This is a genomic window from Exiguobacterium sp. U13-1, assembly GCF_001750115.1.
Classification (GTDB): Bacteria; Bacillota; Bacilli; order Exiguobacteriales; family Exiguobacteriaceae; genus Exiguobacterium_A; species Exiguobacterium_A acetylicum.
This window is the reverse complement of sequence record NZ_CP015731.1, coordinates 262,082-284,399: the sequence shown is the minus strand read 5'-3', so window position 1 is coordinate 284,399 and position 22,318 is coordinate 262,082. Positions and strand designations below refer to the sequence as shown.

General features: G+C 46.0%; 25 protein-coding genes. 11 read left to right on the top strand and 14 right to left on the bottom strand.

The window, feature by feature from the left end:
• Positions 1–76: 76 nt before the first annotated feature.
• Positions 77–1,744 (bottom strand): PTS transporter subunit IIBC, encoded by a 1,668-nt coding sequence (locus ESP131_RS01510; RefSeq protein WP_197499334.1) that lies wholly within the window; start codon positions 1,742–1,744, stop codon positions 77–79.
• A 255-nt stretch (positions 1,745–1,999) separates the two neighbouring features.
• Between ESP131_RS01510 and ESP131_RS01505 the strand changes: the two genes are divergently transcribed.
• On the top strand, positions 2,000–2,281 hold the full coding sequence (locus ESP131_RS01505) for a helix-turn-helix domain-containing protein (RefSeq protein ID WP_029342924.1): 282 nt from the start codon (positions 2,000–2,002) through the stop codon (positions 2,279–2,281).
• 55 nt (positions 2,282–2,336) lie between these two features.
• On the opposite strand, the gene queF is transcribed toward ESP131_RS01505, so the two are convergent.
• The 9 genes from queF to ESP131_RS01460 form a co-directional block, all read right to left on the bottom strand.
• Positions 2,337–2,825 carry a preQ(1) synthase gene (gene queF, locus ESP131_RS01500; protein ID WP_023469726.1) on the bottom strand — a complete coding sequence of 163 codons (489 nt, stop codon included), beginning with the start codon at positions 2,823–2,825 and terminating at the stop codon, positions 2,337–2,339.
• A 13-nt stretch (positions 2,826–2,838) separates the two neighbouring features.
• The gene (gene queE / locus ESP131_RS01495) at positions 2,839–3,555 is read right to left on the bottom strand and encodes a 7-carboxy-7-deazaguanine synthase QueE (RefSeq protein ID WP_069940091.1); all 717 of its coding nucleotides are present in this window, start codon (positions 3,553–3,555) and stop codon (positions 2,839–2,841) included.
• Complete coding sequence (gene queD / locus ESP131_RS01490; protein WP_023469724.1) at positions 3,552–4,007, bottom strand: 6-carboxytetrahydropterin synthase QueD; 456 nt, start codon at positions 4,005–4,007, stop codon at positions 3,552–3,554. The genes queE and queD overlap by 4 nt, the downstream gene beginning before the upstream one ends.
• Complete coding sequence (queC, locus tag ESP131_RS01485; protein ID WP_023469723.1) at positions 4,004–4,660, bottom strand: 7-cyano-7-deazaguanine synthase QueC; 657 nt, start codon at positions 4,658–4,660, stop codon at positions 4,004–4,006. Before queC ends, queD begins: the two co-directional genes overlap by 4 nt.
• 171 nt (positions 4,661–4,831) lie before the next feature.
• Complete coding sequence (gene bshB2, locus ESP131_RS01480; protein ID WP_023469722.1) at positions 4,832–5,482, bottom strand: bacillithiol biosynthesis deacetylase BshB2; 651 nt, start codon at positions 5,480–5,482, stop codon at positions 4,832–4,834.
• Positions 5,479–5,847 carry a YojF family protein gene (locus ESP131_RS01475; RefSeq protein WP_029342921.1) on the bottom strand — a complete coding sequence of 123 codons (369 nt, stop codon included), beginning with the start codon at positions 5,845–5,847 and terminating at the stop codon, positions 5,479–5,481. The genes bshB2 and ESP131_RS01475 overlap by 4 nt, the downstream gene beginning before the upstream one ends.
• A gap of 61 nt (positions 5,848–5,908) precedes the next feature.
• Positions 5,909–6,724, bottom strand: a complete 816-nt coding sequence (gene pdxK, locus ESP131_RS01470; protein ID WP_023469720.1) for a pyridoxine/pyridoxal/pyridoxamine kinase — start codon at positions 6,722–6,724, stop codon at positions 5,909–5,911.
• A 131-nt stretch (positions 6,725–6,855) separates the two neighbouring features.
• A complete protein-coding gene (locus ESP131_RS01465) occupies positions 6,856–7,860 on the bottom strand; it encodes an inorganic phosphate transporter (protein ID WP_023469719.1) in 1,005 nt (334 codons plus the stop codon).
• Between the two features lie 16 nt (positions 7,861–7,876).
• Complete coding sequence (locus ESP131_RS01460; protein ID WP_029342919.1) at positions 7,877–8,494, bottom strand: DUF47 domain-containing protein; 618 nt, start codon at positions 8,492–8,494, stop codon at positions 7,877–7,879.
• Between the two features lie 341 nt (positions 8,495–8,835).
• On the opposite strand from ESP131_RS01460, the gene cbpA reads away from it, so the two are divergent.
• The 5 genes from cbpA (at position 8,836) to ESP131_RS01435 (ending at position 15,121) form a co-directional block, all read left to right on the top strand.
• Positions 8,836–9,474, top strand: a complete 639-nt coding sequence (cbpA, locus tag ESP131_RS01455; RefSeq protein WP_023469717.1) for a cyclic di-AMP binding protein CbpA — start codon at positions 8,836–8,838, stop codon at positions 9,472–9,474.
• 59 nt (positions 9,475–9,533) lie between these two features.
• The gene (locus ESP131_RS01450) at positions 9,534–10,304 is read left to right on the top strand and encodes a pyrroline-5-carboxylate reductase family protein (RefSeq protein WP_069940090.1); all 771 of its coding nucleotides are present in this window, start codon (positions 9,534–9,536) and stop codon (positions 10,302–10,304) included.
• A 165-nt stretch (positions 10,305–10,469) separates the two neighbouring features.
• Positions 10,470–11,027 carry a TetR/AcrR family transcriptional regulator gene (locus ESP131_RS01445; protein WP_069940089.1) on the top strand — a complete coding sequence of 186 codons (558 nt, stop codon included), beginning with the start codon at positions 10,470–10,472 and terminating at the stop codon, positions 11,025–11,027.
• A 14-nt stretch (positions 11,028–11,041) separates the two neighbouring features.
• Positions 11,042–14,248 (top strand): efflux RND transporter permease subunit, encoded by a 3,207-nt coding sequence (locus ESP131_RS01440; protein WP_069940088.1) that lies wholly within the window; start codon positions 11,042–11,044, stop codon positions 14,246–14,248.
• A gap of 219 nt (positions 14,249–14,467) precedes the next feature.
• A complete protein-coding gene (locus ESP131_RS01435; RefSeq protein ID WP_050678422.1) occupies positions 14,468–15,121 on the top strand; it encodes a C40 family peptidase in 654 nt (217 codons plus the stop codon).
• A gap of 55 nt (positions 15,122–15,176) precedes the next feature.
• Here ESP131_RS01435 and ESP131_RS01430 read toward each other — a convergent pair whose 3' ends face one another.
• On the bottom strand, positions 15,177–16,130 hold the full coding sequence (locus tag ESP131_RS01430) for a LacI family DNA-binding transcriptional regulator (RefSeq protein ID WP_029342915.1): 954 nt from the start codon (positions 16,128–16,130) through the stop codon (positions 15,177–15,179).
• A 17-nt stretch (positions 16,131–16,147) separates the two neighbouring features.
• Entirely contained in the window at positions 16,148–16,408 is a 261-nt protein-coding gene (locus ESP131_RS01425; protein ID WP_029342914.1) for a hypothetical protein, read from the bottom strand.
• Positions 16,409–16,578: 170 nt separating this feature from the next.
• Here ESP131_RS01425 and ESP131_RS01420 point away from each other — a divergent pair, with 170 nt between their 5' ends.
• Together ESP131_RS01420 and ESP131_RS01415 are read left to right on the top strand one after the other, a co-directional pair.
• The gene (locus tag ESP131_RS01420; RefSeq protein ID WP_029342913.1) at positions 16,579–17,037 is read left to right on the top strand and encodes a MarR family winged helix-turn-helix transcriptional regulator; all 459 of its coding nucleotides are present in this window, start codon (positions 16,579–16,581) and stop codon (positions 17,035–17,037) included.
• Positions 17,038–17,183: 146 nt separating this feature from the next.
• Positions 17,184–17,816, top strand: a complete 633-nt coding sequence (locus tag ESP131_RS01415; protein ID WP_023469709.1) for an NAD(P)H-dependent oxidoreductase — start codon at positions 17,184–17,186, stop codon at positions 17,814–17,816.
• Between the two features lie 50 nt (positions 17,817–17,866).
• Here the strand turns inward: ESP131_RS01415 and ESP131_RS01410 are convergent, their stop codons facing one another.
• Entirely contained in the window at positions 17,867–18,592 is a 726-nt protein-coding gene (locus ESP131_RS01410) for a WecB/TagA/CpsF family glycosyltransferase (protein WP_069940087.1), read from the bottom strand.
• Between the two features lie 80 nt (positions 18,593–18,672).
• Here ESP131_RS01410 and ESP131_RS01405 point away from each other — a divergent pair, with 80 nt between their 5' ends.
• Positions 18,673–19,332, top strand: a complete 660-nt coding sequence (locus tag ESP131_RS01405; RefSeq protein ID WP_029342911.1) for a uracil-DNA glycosylase — start codon at positions 18,673–18,675, stop codon at positions 19,330–19,332.
• Positions 19,333–19,382: 50 nt separating this feature from the next.
• Here ESP131_RS01405 and ESP131_RS01400 read toward each other — a convergent pair whose 3' ends face one another.
• Positions 19,383–20,213: a Cof-type HAD-IIB family hydrolase gene (locus tag ESP131_RS01400; RefSeq protein WP_069940086.1), complete on the bottom strand. Its 831-nt coding sequence runs from the start codon at positions 20,211–20,213 to the stop codon at positions 19,383–19,385.
• Between the two features lie 124 nt (positions 20,214–20,337).
• Between ESP131_RS01400 and ESP131_RS01395 the strand changes: the two genes are divergently transcribed.
• Together ESP131_RS01395 and ESP131_RS01390 are read left to right on the top strand one after the other, a co-directional pair.
• Complete coding sequence (locus ESP131_RS01395) at positions 20,338–21,597, top strand: hypothetical protein (protein ID WP_231925668.1); 1,260 nt, start codon at positions 20,338–20,340, stop codon at positions 21,595–21,597.
• A gap of 20 nt (positions 21,598–21,617) precedes the next feature.
• Entirely contained in the window at positions 21,618–22,310 is a 693-nt protein-coding gene (locus ESP131_RS01390) for a response regulator transcription factor (protein ID WP_023469704.1), read from the top strand.
• Positions 22,311–22,318 lie beyond the last annotated feature (8 nt).

The window sequence follows — 22,318 nt, the reverse complement described above, 5'->3', positions numbered from 1 at the left end:
CCTGGTTTTTCAAATAAGAAAGGTGAAACTCTTATAAAAGAGCTTCACCTTTAGGTAGTTCCCTAATCTCGCAGGTTTATGCGCCGATCCGGTCTTGGATATCTGATTTTAAGATATCGGCTTTTGGACCGTAGATGGCTTGCACGCCATTGTTCTTAAGGATCAGACCAAGTGCACCGTTTGCTTTCCAGTCTGCTTCTTTTGCAACAAGCGCTGGATCTTTGACAGTGACACGAAGACGCGTCATGCAGGCATCGACGTCCTCGATGTTTTGCTGTCCACCAAGCAAATCGATGATTTGTGAAGCTTGCGAACCGTCGGCAGGAGCTGATGTCGCAGCAGCCTCACCTGAAGCTTCAGTTGTAGATACGTTGATATCGTCCAGATAGTTCCCGTTACGACCTGGTGTCGCATAGTTGAACTTCTTGATGACGAAACGGAACGTGAAGAAGTTCAAGAAGAAGAAGAACACACAGACACCGATGAAACGAATTAAATCACCAATTAAACCAGCTTTTGCGATCAATGGAATCCGCGTCAAGAGTTCGATCGCACCGAATGCGTGAATCCGAAGATGCATGACATCTGCTAGTGCGAAGGCAACACCCGTCAATACAGCGTAGATGACGTAAAGAACAGGAGCGATGAACATGAACATGAATTCGATTGGCTCCGTGACACCTGTCAAGAAGACTGCAAGTCCAGCAGATAAGAAGACAGGTTTGTATGCTTTCTTCTTATCTTCATCAACTGACATGTACATTGCAACAGCAATACCGATCAATGAAGCAAGTGATGTGACGACTTGTCCTTCTTTAAAACGAGCAGGAACGACACTGTTGATTAAGTCATTGTATCCTTGTGTGTTACCGGCTTGTTTTAAGTTAACAAGGTCAGTGATCCAAGCTAACCAAAGCGGATCTTGACCCGCAACCGTCGATCCTTGAGCAGCACCTGTCAGGATTTTGTACGTTCCACCGAGTTCCGTGTAGTTCATCGGGACAGTCAACATGTGATGAAGACCGAACGGAAGTAATAGACGCTCGAGTGTACCGTATACGAACGGTGCAATGATCGGTGCAGAATCACGTGAAGAGGCAATCCAGCGACCGAAGTCATTTAATAAGCCTTGAACGAACGGCCAAACGAGTGATAAGGCGAATGCTGCCACGACTGATCCACCGATAACGACGAATGGAACAAAACGTTTTCCGTTGAAGAATGCAAGCGCATCTGGCAATTTACTGAAGTTATAAAATTTATTAAAGAGAACAGCACCAAGGAAACCAGAGATGATTCCGACGAATACCCCCATGTTGAGAGCAGGTGCCCCTAAAACTGAAGTGAAATAATCTTTTACGATGAGCTCAGAACCAAGCAATGAATCGACCGTTGCTTTTGGATCCGCGATCATGTCAGCGTTGACGCCGAAGATAGCTCCTGTGACGCGGTTGATCAAAATGAAGGCGAGTAACGCTGCGAACGCACCACCAGCACGTTCTTTTGCCCATGATCCACCAATCGCTACGGCGAACAAGACGTGAAGGTTCGTAATGATGGCCCAACCTAAATCTTCAACGATTCGAGCAATCGTTTGCATTAACGCGATATCGCCTCCGTACATGCTGATCAGTTTCCCGACCGAGATCATGATTCCTGCAGCAGGCATAACAGCGATGACGACCATCAACGCTTTACCGAGTTTTTGCCAAAAATCGAACGAAATAGCATTTTTCAAGATCATTCACTCCTTTTGTATCTCTTTTTCTCTAATATGTGTAAGAACAGTGCAATAATGTAAGCGATTAATGCAACCGTTTGCATATAGAATTGTAAGCGATAACTTTTTAAAAAGCTAGTGTTTTACAAGAAAAATATTTGAAATTTTATTTAGATTAAAAATTGGTAGTTCGGAAAGGTATTCAGATTTAAAAAAAGTGGGAATAAGACTACAGTGAACGTTGTCTAGTTTTAAAAGAAGAAAGGATGTTTGAAGCGGATGAAAGAAGGGATTCAACCGATCGGACAGTACGGACAGCGAATTCGTACATTACGAGAACGTCATCAGTTAGATCAGCATACATTAGCAGAGTTAACTGAGACGACACCTGAGATGATCCAGCGTATTGAAAGTAGCATTGCCCATCCCTCATTTTCAATGATTGAGCGACTGGCCCGTGTCTTACATGTCCCTTCGGATCACTTAATTCGGCATATCTGGCCACCTGAGGTCATCCGTCAGCATGATAGCACGTCCTTGATCGACCTTCCATCTAGTTGATGAGTATTAAAAAAGAGGAACAAAGGGATTTCCCCTTGTTCCTCTTTTAGTCGTCTTAACGATTATCGATCGTTTCAGGATAGAGATCGTGATTGAATAGACGGTGCTCTGCCATTTGTTCGTATTTTGTACCAGGCTTCCCATAATTGTAGTACGGATCAATTGAGATTCCACCGCGTGGCGTGAATTTGCCCCATACTTCAAGGTAGCGAGGTTCCATCAATTTCACGAGATCCTTTCCGATGACGTTGATGCAGTTCTCATGAAAATCACCATGGTTACGGAAACTGAATAAGTACAACTTCAGTGATTTTGATTCGACAAGTTTTTCGTCTGGGATGTACGAGATGTAGATTGTCGCGAAGTCCGGTTGATTCGTGATCGGACAAAGACTCGTAAACTCTGGTGCATTGAATTTCACGAAGTAATCATTCTCAGGGTGACGATTCGGAAACGCTTCGAGAACTTCTGGTTGGTATTCAAAAATATATGGTACGGCTTTTTGGCCGAGTAACGATAAGTCGTTTAAATCTTCAGGTCGCATGAATCATTTCTCCTTAGACGCCACGATCGTTCGCGAAAACGAGGGCATGTAGTTGTGGTAGGACGCGCGCATGATTAAAGCGTTCATCACGAGCAACGCGTTCCCATAGTGTTTTTAAATCATGTAGCATGCGCGGAGCGATCGTTCCTTCTTCGTGCGGATCAGGATTACCGAGCGATAGATAAAGCGTCTTTAGCGCATATCGTTCTGAAATCATCGCCGCGAAGTCAAGGTCTTCCTCATTAAAGATGACGATTTTAACAGCACGTTGTTGTTCCGGTAAACGTTTGAAAAAGACATCCAACCGATCGAAGTCAATCTTCATCCCGCTTGAAGGTGGTTTAGGGCTAAGGGTGACATCATCGATATCAAGCAACCAATTTTGCCAGTAAGAACCTTGGGTCTCAACGGACATCGTGATGTTTCGTTCTTTTAATGCCGTAACCAGTGTGCCGATTGATGCATGAAGTAACGGATTCCCACCAGAAATCGTGACATGTCCGTAAGAGCCGAGTGCATCAAGGCGTTCCACGATCGTCTCTGCCGTCAAGAGTTCTGGTTTTTCAGAGCCATCCCATGTGAAGGCGGAGTCACACCACGAACAGGAGTAGTCGCATCCGCCGGTCCGGACGAACACCGTCTTTTGACCAATCGATCGTCCTTCTCCTTGAAATGTTGGTCCGAAAATCTCGAGAACCGGAATTTTTAGTGTTTTCGTTAAGGCACTCATGCTTCGTTCATCCACTCACGACGAACTTCAGCAAAAGCAGTCGGTGTCTCATAGAGTTTAACGAATTCGACACGGAGTCCACGTTCGTCTGGAAGGTGTTGTCCGAGCGTCTCGAAAATCCAAGCTGCCATGTTTTCAGCTGTCGTATTCATGTATGGTAATGATTCATTTAAATAACGGTGATCGAGAAGTGGTTCGAGATGTGTTTTAAAGATTTTCTTAAGATCACCAAAATCGAGTGTCATACCGCGGTGATCCAGAAAACCGCTGATTCCCATATCGACATGGTACGTATGACCGTGAAGGGCACGGCATTTTCCATCGTAATCATATAAATGATGCGCTGCATCGAACGTTAATTTTTTAACGATCATGACGCGGGATTTCGTATAGATAAGCGAGTCGCCAGTCGGGCGCTCGACCGTTTCAGGTGCTTCGTAATTGAATGTCATGTGTGTTGAACCTCCTTGATGTATGCATCTAAGCCATTTTTACGTAATTCACAAGCTGGGCATTCGCCGCAACCATCTCCAATGACGCCGTTGTAACACGTCAACGTGCGATTTCGAACGAAATCAAACGCACCGAGCGAATCGGCAAGCGCCCACGTCTCTTTTTTGTCGAGCCACATGAGTGGCGTGTGAAGTACGAATGGATAGTCCATCGCAAGGTTCAATGTCACGTTGAGTGACTTGATGAAGGCATCACGGCAGTCAGGGTAACCGGAAAAGTCCGTTTCACATACGCCAGTGACGATATGACGGATTCCGCGTCCTTTCGCAAGGACGGCTGCGAACGAAAGAAACAGGTGGTTCCGTCCATCTACGAAAGTAGAAGGAAGACCATCTTCGTTCGTCGTGATGGTTTGGCTGTGGTCAGTCAAGGCGTTACTCGTCAGTTGACTGAGAAGAGAGAGATCAAGCTCATGGTGTTTGACACCGAGCTCAGAGGCGATGTCGCGTGCGACTTCAAGTTCTTGTGCGTGACGCTGTCCGTAATTAAACGTCACGACTTCGACTTCTTCGTATTGTTTCAGTGCCTGAAACAAACAAGTCGTTGAGTCTTGGCCGCCACTAAAGACGACAAGAGCACGTTCGTTTTTCATAATGTACACTTCCATTCCTAGTTTTTGTAACGGAGGAGGTTACGAACTCCGGAGACTTAGTCTCAACTATTCACACTAGCAGAAGCTATTGAAAAAGTCGACGTTTTCTGATGAAGACAAAAAAAGAGATGCATATCGTCGTTCGGACGGTATGCATCTCTTGCAAGAAGATTAAAGTGGATAGTGGTAGTAGCGTTCTTTGACGAGCAAGTCACGGATATTCGAGTCTTCCGAGATGACTTTCATCAGACCACCTGTTTGTGAAGCGTGAGCTTCGAGTGCCTTGATCTTTTGATCCGTATAGGCACTGACATCATGAATGAACGTTCCTTCGCCGAGCTCTTCTTTCGTATTGTTCGCGAAAGCGACCGCAAGAAACTCTGGACGATCAGCAGGATCCATCATCCGAAGGGCACGAACGACGGCGCGAGCTGTCGCTTCATGATCGGGATGGACCGCGTAACCCGGATAGAACGAAATCAAACGAGTTGGTCGTGTTTGTTGAATCAAGGCAAGAATACGGTCAGCAAGTGCTGCTTCATCCTCAAATTCAACAGTTTTATCACGAAGTCCCCACATTTGAAGATCCGAAATCTTCATTTTCGCAGCAGCATCGATCAACTCACGTTTACGAATCGTTGCGAGCTGTTCCCGGTTCGTAAAGACAGGGCGTCCCATGTTACGTCCCATCTCACCAAGCGTCAGACAAGCGTATGTGACAGGACCACGATTTTCAGCGTGCTCGATGATCGTACCAGCAGAACTGAAGGCTTCGTCATCCGGGTGAGGGAAGACGACGAGTAAATGATCTTCGTGTGTCATGCGTCTACCTCCTCTGCACCTTGAGCGAACGGTGTCGGGCTAAGTTCAAAAGCAATTGCAAGACGTCCTTCGATATCGTGACCGGCAATCAATAATTGATCCCCAGCAAATTCGAAGTCAGTCAATCCTTCACCGTATAACCAGCCGTGTGCGAGTTTCAAACCGATCCGGTAAGGTCCGTTTCCTGTGATCAGACCACGTTCATAAGTGATTTCCGCATTACGGAAAAACATCCCTGCACTATGGAAAGTTGGATCTTGGTGCGTCGCGTAGGCACCGTTCGTCGTCTCGACGTGAACATACAGAGGTGTATTCGCATGTTCGTCGATATAACGCTGTATTTCTTGTAAATCAATGGCTTGCATAAACTTTTCTCCTCTCCTATACAGAAAGAAGTCCGCGGATATCGCGGACTTCTTAAGCGGATCAAGACTGGACTGTACGATGTGCAGCGTGATCAGTTGGTCCGACGTATTCATTCAAACGGAATGAATGACGAATCGCAGAAGTGATGAAAGATTTTGCTGTACGGACAGCAGCTTCTACCGATGCACCTTTTGCGAGTTCGGCCGTGATTGCTGCAGAGTACGTGCAGCCGGCACCGTGCGTGTACGGTGTCTCGATTCGTTCGTCCTCAATCAGGATAAACTCTTTTCCGTCATAAAGCACGTCAACTGCTTGTGGATGGTCAATCTTGCTGCCGCCTTTGACAAGAACGTATTGCGCACCTTTTTCGTGAATCCGTGCTGCTGCAAGTTTCATCTCGTCGATCGTTGCTGGTGTCTTGCCAAGACCCGACAGTTGTCCGGCTTCGAAGACGTTCGGTGTGACGACCGTTGCAAGTGGCGTCAAGACATCACGGAGTGCGTTTGCCGTATCAGGGTTCAGCACTTCGTCTTCGCCTTTACAGACCATGACAGGATCGATCACGACGTTTTGAACGCCGGATGATTTAATTTTCTCAGCAACGGCTTCAATGATTTCGACAGTCGGGAGCATACCCGTCTTCATCGCATCAACACCAATACCTCCAAGGACCGTGTGGATTTGTGTCCGGACGAGTTCTGTGTCGATTGGGTAAACCGCATGGTGCCAAGAGTGATCAGGGTCTTGTGCGACGATGACCGTCAAAGCATTCATTCCATAGACACCAAGTTCTTGGAATGTTTTCAAATCAGCTTGAATACCAGCTCCACCACTCGTGTCGGAACCAGCAATCGTTAAGGCTTTACGTTTTGTCATGGGGCATTCCTCCTAAAGAAATAGACAATCCTTCTTGTTCTTCATCATAGCGAATTATGGGAAAAACAACAACTGTCGACGCTTCTAACGTACACAAAACCCCACCTCTTTTGAGTAGGCGGGGCAAGTACTTATTTAATGAATAAGAAGTCGAGAATATAGTAGATCAAGGCAGCGAAAGCCATCGAAATCGGCAATGTGATGACCCATGTAATGAGCATACGTTGTGCAGTTCCCCATTTTACACCTTTCTTACGGTGTGATGTACCTACACCCAAGATGGCAGAAGAGATGACGTGTGTCGTTGAAACCGGAAGATGAATCGCCGTTGCACCAAAGATGATCGCTGCTGATGTTAAGTCAGCTGCAACCCCGTTGACCGGACGGATTTTCATGATTTGACCACCAACGGTCTTGATGATCCGCCATCCACCGACAGATGTTCCGAGACCCATCGCAATCGCACATGAGAGTTTAACCCAAGTCGCAACTTCGTGATCTGTTTGATAACCAGATGAGATCAAAGCAAGCGTGATGATACCCATCGCTTTTTGTGCGTCGTTCGTACCGTGTGTATACGACTGCAAAGCAGCGGTTGCAATTTGAACATGACGGAAGCGACGATTCGTCTTCGCCAAGTTTCCTTTTTTGAAGATGACTTTAAAGATTGCATAAACGATGAAACCGAGTGTGAATGCAAGCACTGGTGAAATCAGCAAGGCTTGAACGATTTTCAAGAAGCCTTTTGCTTCGATTCCTCCGAATCCGACAGAGGCAACAGCAGCACCAGCAATCGAACCGATCAGTGTATGCGAAGAACTTGACGGAATACCGAAGTACCAAGTCAAAAGGTTCCAAGCAATGGCTGAAATCAAGGCAGCGATAACGACGTAGCTACCATGTTCAAGTGTTGACGGGTCAACGATGTCACCAGAGATCGTTTTTGCGACTCCAGTGAACGTGATTGCACCTAGGAAGTTCATCGATGCAGCCAAGATGATGGCATGACGTGGTTTCAAAGCACGAGTCGACACCGAAGTCGCGATCGAGTTCGCTGTATCGTGGAAACCGTTGATGAAGTCGAAGCTAAGTGCGAGAATCACGATTATGGCGGTGATGATAAACAGGCTATCCATCTCGTTAGCTCCTCACTTAAGCGTTTTTCATGATGATCGTTTCAATGACGTTAGCTGCATCTTGGCAGTAGTCCGCGATTGATTCGAGCGATTCATAGATTTCTTTGTATTGAATGATTTTAATTGGATCTGTTTCTGTTGCGAACAATGCTTTGATCGATTTACGGCGTAGGTTGTCACAAATCGTCTCTTGCTCTTTGATTTTAATGACGTGTTCACGCATCGGTTGTAATTTACGGGCAACAAGAAGATCCATTGCCATCGCGAGTTCTGTGACAGCGATGTTGATTTCATCGACGAACTTGATCATGTGCTCGTCTGCTTGAACGATATTGTAGATTTCGAAGATCGCTGAACATTCTTCAAAGCCATCTAAGACGTCATCAAGTGCGTTAGCAAGTGCGAGTAAGTCTTCACGATCGATTGGTGTGATGAACGCGTTGTTCAAGTCGATGATCAACTGGTGCATCAAATCGTCCCCAGCTGTTTCGAAGTCTTTTACTTTATGGGCAAATTCTTTTACATCCGCGATGCCGTTGATTTTAAAGTCAACGAAGAATTGCGAAGTCGTTTTTAAGTGTCCTGCGATTTCTGATAATTTCACTGCAAATGGATCTTGTTTTTTACTAAACATTTCTTCTGCCTCCATATTAAGAACAAGAATAGAATAGTGAAGTAACTTCACGAGTTCGATTGTAGCAGACGGTATTGTAAAAGAATACATTTATGAAGCGTCTTTACGAAATCTTAATAAATCTTAATATGAAGCTGATTGTAGATTTAATAAATTGTCTGACAATGGGAAAAATGAAGTGTACTTGATTGAAATGAGTTGGATTACGTTGTGATTTCAAGAGATTGTCTTGTGATTGTAAGAATAAAAGCGCATCAGAAGTGGGAAAAGAGGATATGGCGCATGAAAATCGAATGATATGATTAAGTCTGCGTAATCAGGTAAAAGAGGAGGATTTTATTATGCTCGTACAAAGTTTATGTATTCCGAAGCATCAATGTGTCACGATTTCCGAGACAGCGACGATTCGTGAAGCACTCGACACACTTGAAAAAACAGGATACCGCTGTGTTCCAGTCCTTGATCAATCAGGACAGGACTTCAAGGGCAACATCTATAAGATGCACATCTATCGGCATGGGATGAATGGTGGCAGCTTAGACGACAACGTCATGTCGCTGATTAAGAATACATCCAAATACATCTATACAGGAAGTAATTTCTTTGAAGTTTTCTTCTCGATCAAGGAATTGCCGTATATCGCTGTACTAAATGACGACGGTCATTTCTTCGGCATCCTGCCTCACGGAAAAATGCTCGGAATGCTTGAAGAAGCGTGGAACCGTGATTCTGGAAGTTACGTCCTGACAGTTGCTTTAAGTGAACAAAAAGGGGCACTTGAGAAAATTTCGAAGATCGTCAACAAATATTCGACGGTCGCGAGTCTGATGACGCTCGATGCGAAGAGTAGCGTCATGCGTCGTGTATTGATTACATTACCGACGGATTGTGACGAGAAGACGAAGAAAAAAATCGTCAAGAAACTTGACGACAAGGGACTTCGTGTCGTTGCTGTCGAAGATTTAGCCGTTCGTGTATAATGGACCCGCACAAGACCAGTCATGACTGGTCTTTTTTTGAGGGAAAGGAAGGATAGACGATGAAATTGTTAGTAGTAGGAGCCGGTGCGATGAGTGAGGCACTCGTTCAAGGGTGGGTCGCTTCTGGATTTGCACGAGAAGATATCACGATGACGAATCGGAGTGGCGGGGCACGTTTGACAGAAGTCGCAGCGCGACATGGTGTTCAGACGGTCGAGCAGGAGGACGTCTCCTTATACGATATCGTCATGCTGGGCATGCAACCCGATGGTGTACTCGACTATATAGCGAATCAAGAATGGACGAATCAGACTATTGTTTCGATTGCCGCACACATTACACCACATGAAATCGAACGGTTGGCAAAACGTCCGACAGTCGCTGCCATGCCGAATACTCCCGTCGCACATTGTTTAGGAATGACTGGACTATGGTTCGGCTCACGCGTGAATGAAGAGATCCGAAGTGTAGTCGAGGCATTATTTGGACGCGTCGGAGAAATTGCGGAAGCAAATGAATCGACGATGCCTGCATTCATGGCGGCAGCTGGATGTAGTCCTGCTTTCTTCTATGAAATCGTAGCTGGCATGGTGCCGGTTTTGACGGATACTGGTTTTGAAGAAGAAAATGCACGTCGAATCGTTGCTCAAGCGATGAAAGGTTCAGCCGAAATTCTCATGCGCTCCGACGCAAGTACGGATCGTCTTATTGCCAATGTTGCGGCACCTGGTGGACCAACGGATCGTGGCGTCCAAGTGCTACGCGAGCGTCAGCTGTTCGATACGATGCAAGCGGCACTGCGAGAGAGTGCACGCGAAACAGAAGAATAATGTATTTAAAATCGTTTGCGTATATCATCGTACGCAAGCGATTTTTCGTTCACGAAAGTTTCACGTGAAACATAAGCAAAGCGATTGCATCTTGAAATCAAAATTCGTACACTGTAAAAAGAAACCGTCCAGACGGTACAGTAATATGAGGGAAGGGGGAGACTATTGGCTAGTGCAAAAGCGCAAGAGACACGGCGTCGGATTCTTGAAGCAACGACGACGATCATTTTGCAACAAGGATTCACCCAATTGACGCTTGAAGAAGTAGCGAAACAAGCGAATGTCTCAAAAGGTGGATTGCTGTATCATTTCGCTTCGAAGGAAGCCTTATTAATGGGTGTCATCGAGGCGCAGGAAGCACGTCAATTTGAACTATATGAACAGCATCAGTTGACGATGGGACCGATGGAAGCGTTCGTGACGTTGCAAATCCAGCAGCAAGAGGAGTTCCATCTCGATATGGATGCGCTTCTTTATTTATTGTCCTTGTTAAAGGATCACGCGACGTTCGTCGAGGAACGAAAGCGACAAGCGGAGCAATTCTTCCGCCAACTGACAGAACAGATGGATTCGGTTGAAGTATTATCGATTCGTTTTACATTGGATGGTTTGAAATTGTCCGAGCATTTTCAGTTCGGTGCGCCGTCTCCAGATGTGCGACAACGATTGATTCAGCAATTAATAGAACGTGCACGACGACTAGATAAACAAATTGAAGAGTGAGGGAGAACCATACGATGAAAAAGATCATCCAGTTTTCGGTGAACAATAAGTTTGCCCTCTGGCTTATGACGATCATCATTACGGTTGCCGGTATTTATGCGGGAACATCGATGAAGCTCGAGACATTGCCAGACATCACGACACCGACAGTGTCGGTGACGACGATTTATCCAGGTGCTACACCAGAACAAGTTCTAGATGAAGTCAGTCGAGAACTTGAAAGTAAGGTCGAAAATTTATCAGGAGTCGATACAGTACGTTCAACGTCCTTCCAAAATGCATCGAACCTGCAAATCGACTATAACTTCAGTACGGATATGGAAGAAGCCGAGCAAAAAGTAAAAGAAGCTCTTTCAAACGTCGAACTGCCAGAAGGTGTTCAGGAACCACAAGTATCCCGGATTTCCTTTGATGCCTTCCCGGTCATCGGTTTTGCCGTTTCGGATAAGGAACGTTCCCTGTCTGAGTTGACGAAACTCGTTGAAAACGAACTTCAACCGAAGCTTGAAGGAATCGAAGGGGCGCAGACGGTTCAAGTCGCGGGTCAAGAGATTCGCCGGATCGAAATTCGCTTCGATGAGAAAAAACTCGAACGTTACGGTCTAACCGAAGAGAATGCGAAACAATTGATCCAAGCTAATGATTCCCGTTTAGCGCTTGGCTTGTACGAGTTAGGAGATAAAGAACAAGCAGTCGTATTAGATGGAAAAGCAACGACGGTCAAGGAATTAAAAGATCTTCGTCTTCCCTATACACCACCAGCATCGAATACTCCTGAAGCAGGACAAGCAGGACAAGCAGGACAAGCAGGACAAGCAGGACAAGCAGGACAAGCAGGACAAGCACCATCGTCAGCTCCTGCGTCATCTCAAACGACACCATCGACAGGTGCAGCATCAGGTCAAGCAACACAGACGGCGCCTACGCAAGTACCAACTATCACCTTGTCGCAAGTCGCGACGATCGAAGATAAAGGGATCGAAGAATCGATCTCGCGTTCGAATGGTGAACGATCAATCGGTGTTCAAGTAACGAAGTCGCAAGATGCGAATACAGTCGATGTCGTCAATGCAGTGAAGCAAACGATCAAAGACTTTGAAAAAGAAAACGGTTCGGTCAATGCATCTGTGACACTTGATCAAGGAAAACCAATTGAGGAATCCGTTTCGACGATGATCAGTAAAGCATTGATTGGTGCATTATTTGCGATCGTCATCATCTTGCTGTTCTTACGAAACATCAAATCAACGATCATCGCTGTTATTTCGATTCCGTTATCACTTCTGATGGCGATCCTTGTGCTGAAGCAGATGGATATTTCCTTGAACATCATGACACTCGGAGCCATGACAGTCGCGATTGGTCGAGTCGTTGATGATTCTATCGTCGTTATCGAAAATATTTATCGTCGTTTAACGGATCCGACGGAAAAGTTAAAAGGAAAAGAACTGATCATCAGTGCAACACGAGAGGTCTTCATTCCAATCGCATCGTCGACAGTTGTCACGATCGCGGTCTTTTTGCCACTCGGATTCGTTACGGGATTCGTTGGGGAGCTCTTCTTACCATTTGCTTTGACAGTCGTCTTTGCACTGTTCGCGTCCTTGATCGTTGCGGTTACGGTCGTTCCGATGTTCGCCGATTCGCTCTTTAAGCGTGGTAAAGCACCAAAACCGGAAAAAGAAGAGGGCGGAAAGCTAGCGAATGGATATCGCCGTATGCTGAATTGGTCTCTCAACCATAAACTTATCGTCTTTGGTCTCTCAGTCTTACTATTGATTGGTAGTTTTGCTCTCGTACCAACGATTGGCGTCAACTTCTTGAATCAAGAAGGAGAAAAGACACTCTACGTCACGTACAATCCAAAACCAGGTCAAACGCTAGATGATTCGTTAAAAGCAGCTGATCAAGCAGAAGATTATTTCAACAAACAAAAAAATATCGATAATCTTCAGTTTACTGTCGGTGGAGAAAATCCATTGAATCCAGGGAACACGAAACAAGGTGTCTTCATCGTTCAATACAATCCAGATACGGAAGATTTCGCAGATGTTAAACAGACAGCCATCAAACAGCTGAATGCTGACATTCCGACAGGAGAATGGAAAGAGCAAGACTTTAGTGGTGGCGCAGCTTCGTCAGGCGTCTCGTATTCAATCTTTGCGAATAATATTGAAGACTTAGAAGCAGTAACGCCGAAATTCGTCGACGCCATCGAAGGTGAATCGAAGTATGTTCGAAAAGTAACGACCGATTTAAAAGAAGCTTATACGCAATATACGTTCGAAGTCGATCAGCAAAAAGCGGCTGAATTCGGCGTTTCAACAGCACAACTTGCGCAAGGCATTGCCAATGTCCAAGGAGAAGAAAAACCACTTTCTACTATTAAGGTAGATGGAAAGGAACTCGATGTCATCGTTCCAAACGAACAAACGACATATGATTCCGTTCAAGACTTGGAAGAGACGGATGTCGTGACACCGCTTGGCGTGCGCAAACTGTCAGATTTCGTTGAAGTGAAAAAAGGAACGACTCCTGATTCGCTCAATGAACGTGATGGAAAGCTCGTTGCTACCGTTACAGCAGAGCTAAAAACGGATAAAGCAACAGAGGCTTCTCAAGCGATTGAAAAATCTGTTAAAAACATTGATCGTCCGACAGGTGTCTCGTATGAGCAAGGTGGAGTCACAGAACAAATCCAAGAGTCGTTTACACAGCTTGGTCTAGCAATGGCAGCAGCTGTAGCGATCGTCTATCTCGTCCTCGTCATTACGTTTGGAGGAGCATTGACACCCCTCGTCATCTTGTTCTCACTTCCATTCGCAATCATCGGTGGACTGGTTGCCCTGTTGATTACAGGAGAGACGATTTCTGTGTCATCCTTGATTGGTGCTTTGATGTTGATCGGAATCGTCGTGACGAATGCGATCGTCTTGATCGACCGTGTCATTCATAAAGAAGCGGAAGGTTTATCGACGCGTGAAGCACTACTCGATGCAGCAGGTACACGTTTACGTCCAATCTTGATGACAGCACTTGCGACGATTGGTGCACTTGCACCACTTGCGCTTGGACTCGAAGGTGGCGCATTGATTTCAAAAGGGTTAGGTGTGACGGTCATCGGTGGACTGACAAGTTCGACGTTGTTGACACTCCTTATCGTGCCGATCGTCTATGAATTCTTAGCACGTTTCCGTAAAAAGAAGTCAATTGATTCTTGAAAAAACGATTAAGTGACTCAAACTGACAGGTATGTAGAAATGGCTATCCTAAGCCGTTCTACAACCTGTTTTTTTATTTTGTTACAAAAGTATTACGAAAAAGAATGCGCGTTAAAGAACTGTAATATGATGAAAATCTGGAACATGATAGGATAAATACATAAATTATCTGACAATTCAGACGTACAATACATTCATACATAAGAGGAGAATGAATCGATGAAAGCTGTCACTCGTGTTTTGTTAACCTTAACGTTACTCATCAGTAGTTGGACACTCGTCCCAGCATCAACGCAAGCTGCAACAAGTAAAAAAGTAGTGGTGTCAGTGGATGTGCTGAATATTCGTGCAAAAGCTGCTGTATCAAGTAAACGAGTCGGGCAATTGAAACTTGGACAAGCTGTAACCGTCGTAGGTCAGGTCAAAGAATGGTATCAAATTCGTCATCAAGGGAAATCAGCATACATCGCCTCTACATACACGAAAGCATATAACGCTAAAGCGACGAAAGGTCTTAGTAAAACAGGATCAACGATCGTTTCGGTAGCAGAAGGTCTCAAAGGACGTCCTTATGTTTTTGGTGCGACAGGTCCTGTTAGCTTTGATTGCTCTGGATTTACACGTTACGTCTATCAAGCACTAGGAAAATCACTCCCACGTACGGCAGCGGCTCAATACTCAGCAACAAAACGTACGGCACCTGGCGCTGGGGATCTCGTCTTCTTTACACATGGAAGTGGGATTCAACACGTTGGAATCGCTGTTGATGGCGGTACGATGATCAACGCGAACTCGTATTATGGAAGAGTCGTCAAAGAATCGTTCCGTGGCGGCTACTGGGGATCACGGTATGTAGCGGCAGGAACTCTTTAAACGAAAATGAAGCGACGAATTCAAATCGATGAACTCGTCGCTTTTTTATATGGATTCAGGTATGAGGAAGAACGGTCGTTCCATCAATGAACGCCGAAGGAACTTCGATTTGTGGACGAGCAACAAGATCTTCACGGATGGTTAATTGAAAAGCATGTCGTCCGATCGTGGCATACGGAATCGCGATGGTCGTCATCGCTAAGACTTCAGCGAGTTCACTTCCATCAAAACCAATGACAGACAGGTCTCCGGGAACCTGATAGCCTTGTTTTCGGAGTTCCAAGATCAGACCCGCTGCGACGTGATCACTTGCGGTCAAGATGGCGGTCGGTCGTTGTTTTTGTTGCATCCAACGCCTTGCGATAGTCGCGCCATCTTCAATCGTCAAGGTCTGTTCATAGACGAATTCGTCACGCACGACCTCTTGATACGCATGTTTACGTGCCAAGCTATTCGTGCTGTCCGGTCGCCCAAGACAGATGCCGATGCTCGTATGTCCTTGTTGTCGCAGATGTGAAAGTCCTTGTTGAAAGGCCGTATAGTGATCGATATAGACGGCAGCGACATCTTCATGGTGTTCACAAAAGACGATGGGTCCATAACGTTCATATGGTAAAATCGCTGATAACGGAAGACTGTGCGACACGACGATGAGTGCGTCGATTTCCTGTTGTGCCAGCGCATCCAGTGCCAGTTGCTCATGCGTTTCCACATAATTCGTTTGCCACGTCAAGAACCGATAACTCGCGTCAAAGGCAGCTTGTGCGATGCCTTGAAGAATAGCAGCGTGATACGGATGATCAACGAACGGGAGCATGACTCCGACCGTTTTTGTCATACCTGTCGATAGATGAACGGCAGTCTGATTACGGATATATCCGAGTTTTTCGATGGCTTCTCGAACAGCTTGTCGTTTCTCGTTCGCCACATAAGGGTGATCATTTAGTACACGTGAGACTGTCGTAACGGACACGTTGGCTTCACGTGCCAAGTCTCGGATGTTCGTCATCGCGCATCCCTCCTGGATTACATCTTACGAGATAATCGTCGTTCAAGTCGGCGCCAATCCTGTCGAGAGACGGGAGCCGAAAATGGAGCTGTCTGCTCAGCCAGTTCATTGATTTTTGAGAGCAGTCGCGTTTTTTCTTGAGGAGACAAATCAGGGTATTGATCGACCAACGTGTGCTGACACAAATAATAGCCTGCTGGTGTATGCAATTGTTCGATGGCCCACTCAAAAGCAACATTTCGTTTAAACAGCTGGATTAATCGTGTATGAATCGACATGATATTACCTCCTTTTTAGTGTATATCAAGACGATAGGCTATGAAACGCGTTTCACGGCAAGAACTATTTTTACGCAGCGAATCGATTGGAAAAATTCAGCAAGAATTGACCAGGTAGACAAAGAAGTCTATGATTGTGACGATACAACACAAAGAGGGGCGAACGTAAAATGGAATCGACAGACTCGAAGCTGGCATTGAAAATGCTCGTTGTTCTATCTCGGACGATGCATGCGGTGACGGAGCAAGTGAAGGCAGACATCAAAACACATCAGTTGAATTTATCGGAATTCGGCGTTCTGGAATTGCTGTACCACAAAGGGGACACGCCTCTACAACAAATTGGCGATAAAATTCTATTAACGAGCGGAAGTGTGACGTATGTCGTGGATAAACTTGAAAAGCGTGGGTTGATTGCGCGAAAATCATGTGCGACGGATCGTCGTGTCACGTTTGGGACATTAACCGAAGCTGGGCGCGAACTAATGGAAGAGACATTCCCAAAACACGAAGCCTTTTTAGCAGACCTATTCAAGGATTTGTCGGTTTCTGAAAAGGAACAATTGATTGATCAGTTAAAACGAATCGGTTTACGAGCCGAACATTATACGCCGCTCGAAAATGTGTAAGAATTAGCACTTATAAGATCAAGCAAGCTCAAGTCACGGACTTGGGCTTTTTTTTATTCGTTAAGAAGTCAAACTAATTGACAAACGAAAAGGTGGTTGGTATGTTTAGTTACAGAATTTACTTTAAATAAAAGGGAGAAATAATAATGACTAAATTACTTTATGTAACTGTTAACCCGAAAGCTACAGAACACTCTTTCAGCCTTCAAGTCGGCGAAGCATTCCTCGAAAGCTACAAAGCAGCGAATCCTTCAGCTGAAGTAGAAGTTCTTGATCTATATAACGAAACAGTCCAAGAAATCGACACAGACGTGTTAAGCGCATGGGGCAAATTCGCAACTGGCGAAGAATTAACAGAAGTGGAGATCGCAAAAGTTGGTACGATGACAAAACATCTCGAGCAATACATGGAAGCAGATGAGTATGTCTTCGTCACACCAATGTGGAACTTCTCTTTCCCAGCACGTCTCAAAATGTACATCGACAGCGTTCTTCTTGCAGGTAAAACATTCGCTTACACTGCAGAAGGTCCAAAAGGTTTGATGGAAGGCAAAAAAGCACTCCACATCCAAGCAACAGGCGGCGTCTACACAGGATCTGGTCTCAACTTCGGTGATGACTACCTCCGTCAAGCACTTGCTTTCACTGGTGTAACAGACTACGATGCACTCTTCATCGAAGGTATGGCAATGAACCCAGAAAAAGCAGAAGAAATCAAAGAAGCAGCAATCGCTAAAGCGAAAGAACTCGGTCGTTCATTCTCGACTGTCAACGCATAAGATAAGCGTAGAAAAGGCTCCCGCCGTGTCGGGAGCCTTTTTGTGTGCTCTCAAGAGAGCGTTGATTTTTTACGAAGCACGAGCGTCAGGAAAAGTAACAAATCCTTGAGTTTCTCGAATCCACGAGGGTGCGTCGAGATACGATAGAGCCACTCTAGCTTGAAGCGACGGAATAATTTAGGCGCACGTTTACTATGTCCTGACCAGACGTCGAACGCACCACCAACACCGATGAAGATGCCGTGATCGACTTGATCATAGATGGAAGCAATCCATTCTTCCTGTTTTGGCGCACCTAGCGCGACGAGAACAAGATCAGCGTCTGCTTCTGTAATGGCTTTCGTTGCTTCTTCTGTCTTTCCAAAACCATGAAACGTTCCAACGAAGTGGATGTTCGGAAAACGAATCGATAACTGACGGATCAGCGATTTCATAACTTCCGGGCGTCCACCGAGTAAAAAGACACGCTTCTCGAGTGCGTCTGCCGTCCGCAATAGTTCACGTGCGGTCTCGATTCCTGGCAATGTCGCAGTGAGCGGTGCTCCCATCCGTTTACTGGCAGCGGTCACACCGATTCCGTCTGGTGTGATGAACGTCGCCCGTCGTAAAATGGCTTCGTAGGAAGGTTCACGCAATGCACGCAATACGAGCTCTGGATTTGCGGTGACAAGAAAGGCTTTTCCGTGGTCGTGTAAGATTGTTTTAATATGGGTATACCATTGCGAAGGTGCCGAATCGACGAATGGTAGTCCGAATAATTGTTTTGTCTGAATCATAGTTTTCCACCTCATCATCCATCATAGCAGAATCAAGACGGACGAACAGCGACTTGAGGCTGAAAAAGGAGCGGATTCACATGCATCCATCTTGGCAAACCGTGTTAAAAGAAGAAAAGGAAAAACCCTACTTTCAAGAACTGTGGGCTTTTTTGAAGGAAGCCTATCAAACGACGACTGTCTATCCTCCGAAGGACCGGATCTTTCATGCGTTTGATGCGGTCGCGCCAGAAGATGTCCGGTGCGTCATTTTAGGGCAAGATCCTTATCATGGTCCGCGACAGGCGAATGGACTCAGCTTTTCCGTCCATGACGGAGTTCCGATTCCTCCGTCCCTTCGAAACATGTATAAAGAACTCGTCGCGGATATCGGTTGTCCGGTACCGACATCCGGAAATCTCGAAGCATGGTCTCAGCAAGGAGTATTCTTACTCAATACGTCGCTTACGGTTGAGGAGGGGAAAGCAGGATCCCATGCTAAAAAAGGTTGGGCACAGTTCACGGATCGGGTCATCGAAGTATTAGGAACACAGACACAACCGATCGTGTTCATCCTCTGGGGGAATCACGCGAAGAGTAAAAAAGCGCTGATCGATACGGATCGTCATCTTGTTCTTGAAGCCGTTCATCCGAGCCCTTTATCAGCGAGTCGTGGATTTTTCGGTAGTAAACCGTATTCACAGACGAATGCCTGGCTCAAAGAGCAGGGGAGAGAACCGATCGACTGGTGTTTGTCGTAAATCAAAAGCGTGTGTTCCGTTGAATGCGGAACACACGCTTTTTGAGTTAATTAACGGCTTGAAACGGTTGGTTCTTCATCCATCATGAACTTTTCGACGACGAGAGCAACACCATCTTCATCGTTCGAAGCAGTCATATACTGTGCTTTTTCTTTGACGGTATCGGCTGCATTCGCCATCGCGACGCCAAGACCTGCCCATTCGATCATCGATAGATCGTTGTTGCCGTCTCCACAAGCAATGACTTCTTCTTGAGCGATTCCCAGTTTTTCAGACAGTAAGGCAAGGCTTGTGCCTTTTGTCACACCATCTTCTGTGAATTCAAGGAAAAATGGCTTCGAGCGAGCTACCGCGAGTTCACCCGCAAGTTCCTGTTGAAGCGTCTGTTCGACGCGCGCAAGGTGCGTCTCTTCTGCCATCATTAAACACTTGACGACAGGTGTTTGAATCGCTGCTTTAAAATCAGCGACAGGAATGACCTCCATGCCTGTCAATTGTCCTTCGAGCGTCGTATATTCATTCGGTTCCTCTGTCAGGATCTCATGTCCGACATACGTGTGGATGTAGACACCCTCCCGTTTACTTAAATCGTCGAGACGGTGGACCGTCTCCGGGGAAAGCGTGCTGAGGAAGAGCGACTCGTTCGTTTTACAATCGATGATGGACGCGCCATTGAAGCTCAGGATGTAACTTCCGTAGCGGGAGAGTTCTAGTTCTTTTGCGAGGTCGAGCATGGCAAAAGTCGGACGACCGCTAGCGAGCACAACCTTCTTCCCGCGACGTTGCGCAGCGAGTAAAGCTTCTTTCGTACGTGGTGAAATCGTATGGTCACTTGTCAACAAGGTATCATCTAAATCGAGAACAATCATTTTATATGTCATACATTCAAACCCCTTTCAATTATCTGTATATCGTAACAACTTGTACCCCGTTCGACAATATACTCTCCTCGAAGAGAGTATGATAAAGTGGAAACAGAGCCCGTACGGAAAGGATTCCAACTTTATGAAATATCTCTTCATAGTCATATCAAGTCTATTATTAGCAGGTTGTAGTACGATGTTTCCGCATCCTGCCTCTCTACTCGAACATCCGTCCCTTCCGGCATGGGAGCAGTCGTTGAAAGAACGGATTGACCGCGATTTGCCGAAACAGGCAGAAATCGTGGCACCACGAAATCAAGCGGTATCACGCCTATACGAACTCGTCGACTTAGATCGAAACGGTAAAGATGAAGCGATCACCTTCTACCGTAGCGAGCAGGACGGGCGCTTCACGATTCATCTGCTCGTCCATGAGCGACAAGGCGAAAAATGGCGACTCGTGACGCGACAGACGGTAGCTGACGGTCGAGCCATCGATCGACTCGAAGTCATAACTGACGCACGACATAAACAAAACCACCTGGTCATCGGTATTACCAGTTATGGTGAAAATACGTTATACATCATTGAACAGTTACTATCGAAGCAACGAGACGTCACGAAAGTCGATCGATACGATCGTCTGTCGGTAGCTGATTTGAATCAAGATCGAGAGCGGGATATGGTGCTTCTGCAAAAGGGCAGTCCGTCTCGTTTGATCTATTATAAAGACATCCTGTCGAAAGAGCACCAAGAGACGACGCTTTCGACGCAGGATGGCGATTTATTCGCAGAACATGATTTATTTGAAGTCGATACGATCAATGCTGCTCGGAATAAAGGCTTGATCGTCTCGTATACACGCGATGCAAAAATGCACATTGCATTATTCCGCTTAGCGAACGATACGTTGGAACAGATCCGTTTCGGTCAGGTCGACGAGATCGTCGAACCGATGTACACCTTCCCGAAAGATGTCGATCAAGACGGAATCGTCGAGTTTGGTCATCAATATACGCCAGAAGGTAGTAAAGGGCGTGAAGGAGAACCGAAACCACGCATCACGGCATACTACACATGGAATGGGTCAGATAATCCGCCATTTCTCGAGAGCGGGTTCGAACTGCGAGAAGAGCAATACATCGATCAAGAATACAATTTCGTCATGCGGTTCCCTGCCAACTGGGCGACGCGTGAAACGATCGAAAAACGCGAAAATCGTGTTCGGTTCATCAATCGGGAAACGAAGCAGATTGATTTCGAATTAGAGGTCATTCCGAAGAATCAATACATTGCCAATGATCAAAAACGAAAAATCAAAGAAGGTATCGATTATGTCTATGTGATTGATGCGACGAAGGATTATGAAGTGTTCGTCAATCGTGTCACACTCGTGGAATAAAGAATCAGGGGGAGAAGAGAATGACCAAAATACTAGTAGCCGAGGATGAACATGCGATTCGCAGTTTCATTGTCATTAATTTGAAACGGGCAGGCTATGATGTCATCGAGGCGGAGAATGGGAAAGAAGCGCTTGCGCAGTTTGATCAACAAACCTTCGATATTCTGTTACTCGATATCATGATGCCGGAAGTCGACGGTTTTGCCGTCTGTGAACAGGCGCGGGCAAAGGATGAGGTCGTCGGGATCATCATGCTGACGGCACGAACACGAGAAGAGGATAAAGTCATGGGACTGAGCGTAGGCGCGGACGACTACATCGCGAAGCCATTCAGTCCAGCAGAGCTACTCGCGCGCATCCAGTCGCTCCTGCGACGGGTAGAGACGTTACGTCGTCGGAAACAGCCGCGTGAACTCGTCTCTGGACCGTTCCGGATTGATTTAGGGGCGAAGCGCGTCCAAAAAGAAGGTGTCGACGTCGAAGTGACGCCAACTGAATATGATTTACTTTGCCACTTCATCAAAAACGAAGATCAAGTCATGTCGCGAGATGAGTTACTCGATGCGGTATGGGGTGAGAATTACTTTGGTGATCGGAAGACGGTTGATGTCAACATTCGCCGTCTTCGTCAAAAAATCGAAGAGAATCCAGCGGAACCGAAGTTCATCGAAACATTGTGGGGGCATGGATACAAGTGGCGTAACGAAGAATGAAGCGCCAG

Coding starts and splice junctions, on each gene's coding strand:
- ESP131_RS01405 (WP_029342911.1), top strand. CDS start 18,673: ATGCATCCATCTTGGCAAACCGTGTTAAAAGAAGAAAAGGAAAAACCC.
- ESP131_RS01430 (WP_029342915.1), bottom strand. CDS start 16,130: ATGACGAACATCCGAGACTTGGCACGTGAAGCCAACGTGTCCGTTACG.
- ESP131_RS01505 (WP_029342924.1), top strand. CDS start 2,000: ATGAAAGAAGGGATTCAACCGATCGGACAGTACGGACAGCGAATTCGT.
- queE (WP_069940091.1), bottom strand. CDS start 3,555: ATGAGTGCCTTAACGAAAACACTAAAAATTCCGGTTCTCGAGATTTTC.
- ESP131_RS01475 (WP_029342921.1), bottom strand. CDS start 5,847: ATGCAAGCCATTGATTTACAAGAAATACAGCGTTATATCGACGAACAT.
- queC (WP_023469723.1), bottom strand. CDS start 4,660: ATGAAAAACGAACGTGCTCTTGTCGTCTTTAGTGGCGGCCAAGACTCA.
- bshB2 (WP_023469722.1), bottom strand. CDS start 5,482: ATGACACACGAAGATCATTTACTCGTCGTCTTCCCTCACCCGGATGAC.
- ESP131_RS01440 (WP_069940088.1), top strand. CDS start 11,042: ATGAAAAAGATCATCCAGTTTTCGGTGAACAATAAGTTTGCCCTCTGG.
- ESP131_RS01395 (WP_231925668.1), top strand. CDS start 20,338: ATGAAATATCTCTTCATAGTCATATCAAGTCTATTATTAGCAGGTTGT.
- ESP131_RS01510 (WP_197499334.1), bottom strand. CDS start 1,744: ATGATCTTGAAAAATGCTATTTCGTTCGATTTTTGGCAAAAACTCGGT.
- queF (WP_023469726.1), bottom strand. CDS start 2,825: ATGCGACCTGAAGATTTAAACGACTTATCGTTACTCGGCCAAAAAGCC.
- ESP131_RS01415 (WP_023469709.1), top strand. CDS start 17,184: ATGACTAAATTACTTTATGTAACTGTTAACCCGAAAGCTACAGAACAC.
- ESP131_RS01400 (WP_069940086.1), bottom strand. CDS start 20,213: ATGACATATAAAATGATTGTTCTCGATTTAGATGATACCTTGTTGACA.
- pdxK (WP_023469720.1), bottom strand. CDS start 6,724: ATGACAAAACGTAAAGCCTTAACGATTGCTGGTTCCGACACGAGTGGT.
- cbpA (WP_023469717.1), top strand. CDS start 8,836: ATGCTCGTACAAAGTTTATGTATTCCGAAGCATCAATGTGTCACGATT.
- ESP131_RS01410 (WP_069940087.1), bottom strand. CDS start 18,592: ATGATTCAGACAAAACAATTATTCGGACTACCATTCGTCGATTCGGCA.
- ESP131_RS01425 (WP_029342914.1), bottom strand. CDS start 16,408: ATGTCGATTCATACACGATTAATCCAGCTGTTTAAACGAAATGTTGCT.
- ESP131_RS01450 (WP_069940090.1), top strand. CDS start 9,534: ATGAAATTGTTAGTAGTAGGAGCCGGTGCGATGAGTGAGGCACTCGTT.
- ESP131_RS01420 (WP_029342913.1), top strand. CDS start 16,579: ATGGAATCGACAGACTCGAAGCTGGCATTGAAAATGCTCGTTGTTCTA.
- ESP131_RS01435 (WP_050678422.1), top strand. CDS start 14,468: ATGAAAGCTGTCACTCGTGTTTTGTTAACCTTAACGTTACTCATCAGT.
- ESP131_RS01465 (WP_023469719.1), bottom strand. CDS start 7,860: ATGGATAGCCTGTTTATCATCACCGCCATAATCGTGATTCTCGCACTT.
- queD (WP_023469724.1), bottom strand. CDS start 4,007: ATGACATTCAATTACGAAGCACCTGAAACGGTCGAGCGCCCGACTGGC.
- ESP131_RS01390 (WP_023469704.1), top strand. CDS start 21,618: ATGACCAAAATACTAGTAGCCGAGGATGAACATGCGATTCGCAGTTTC.
- ESP131_RS01460 (WP_029342919.1), bottom strand. CDS start 8,494: ATGTTTAGTAAAAAACAAGATCCATTTGCAGTGAAATTATCAGAAATC.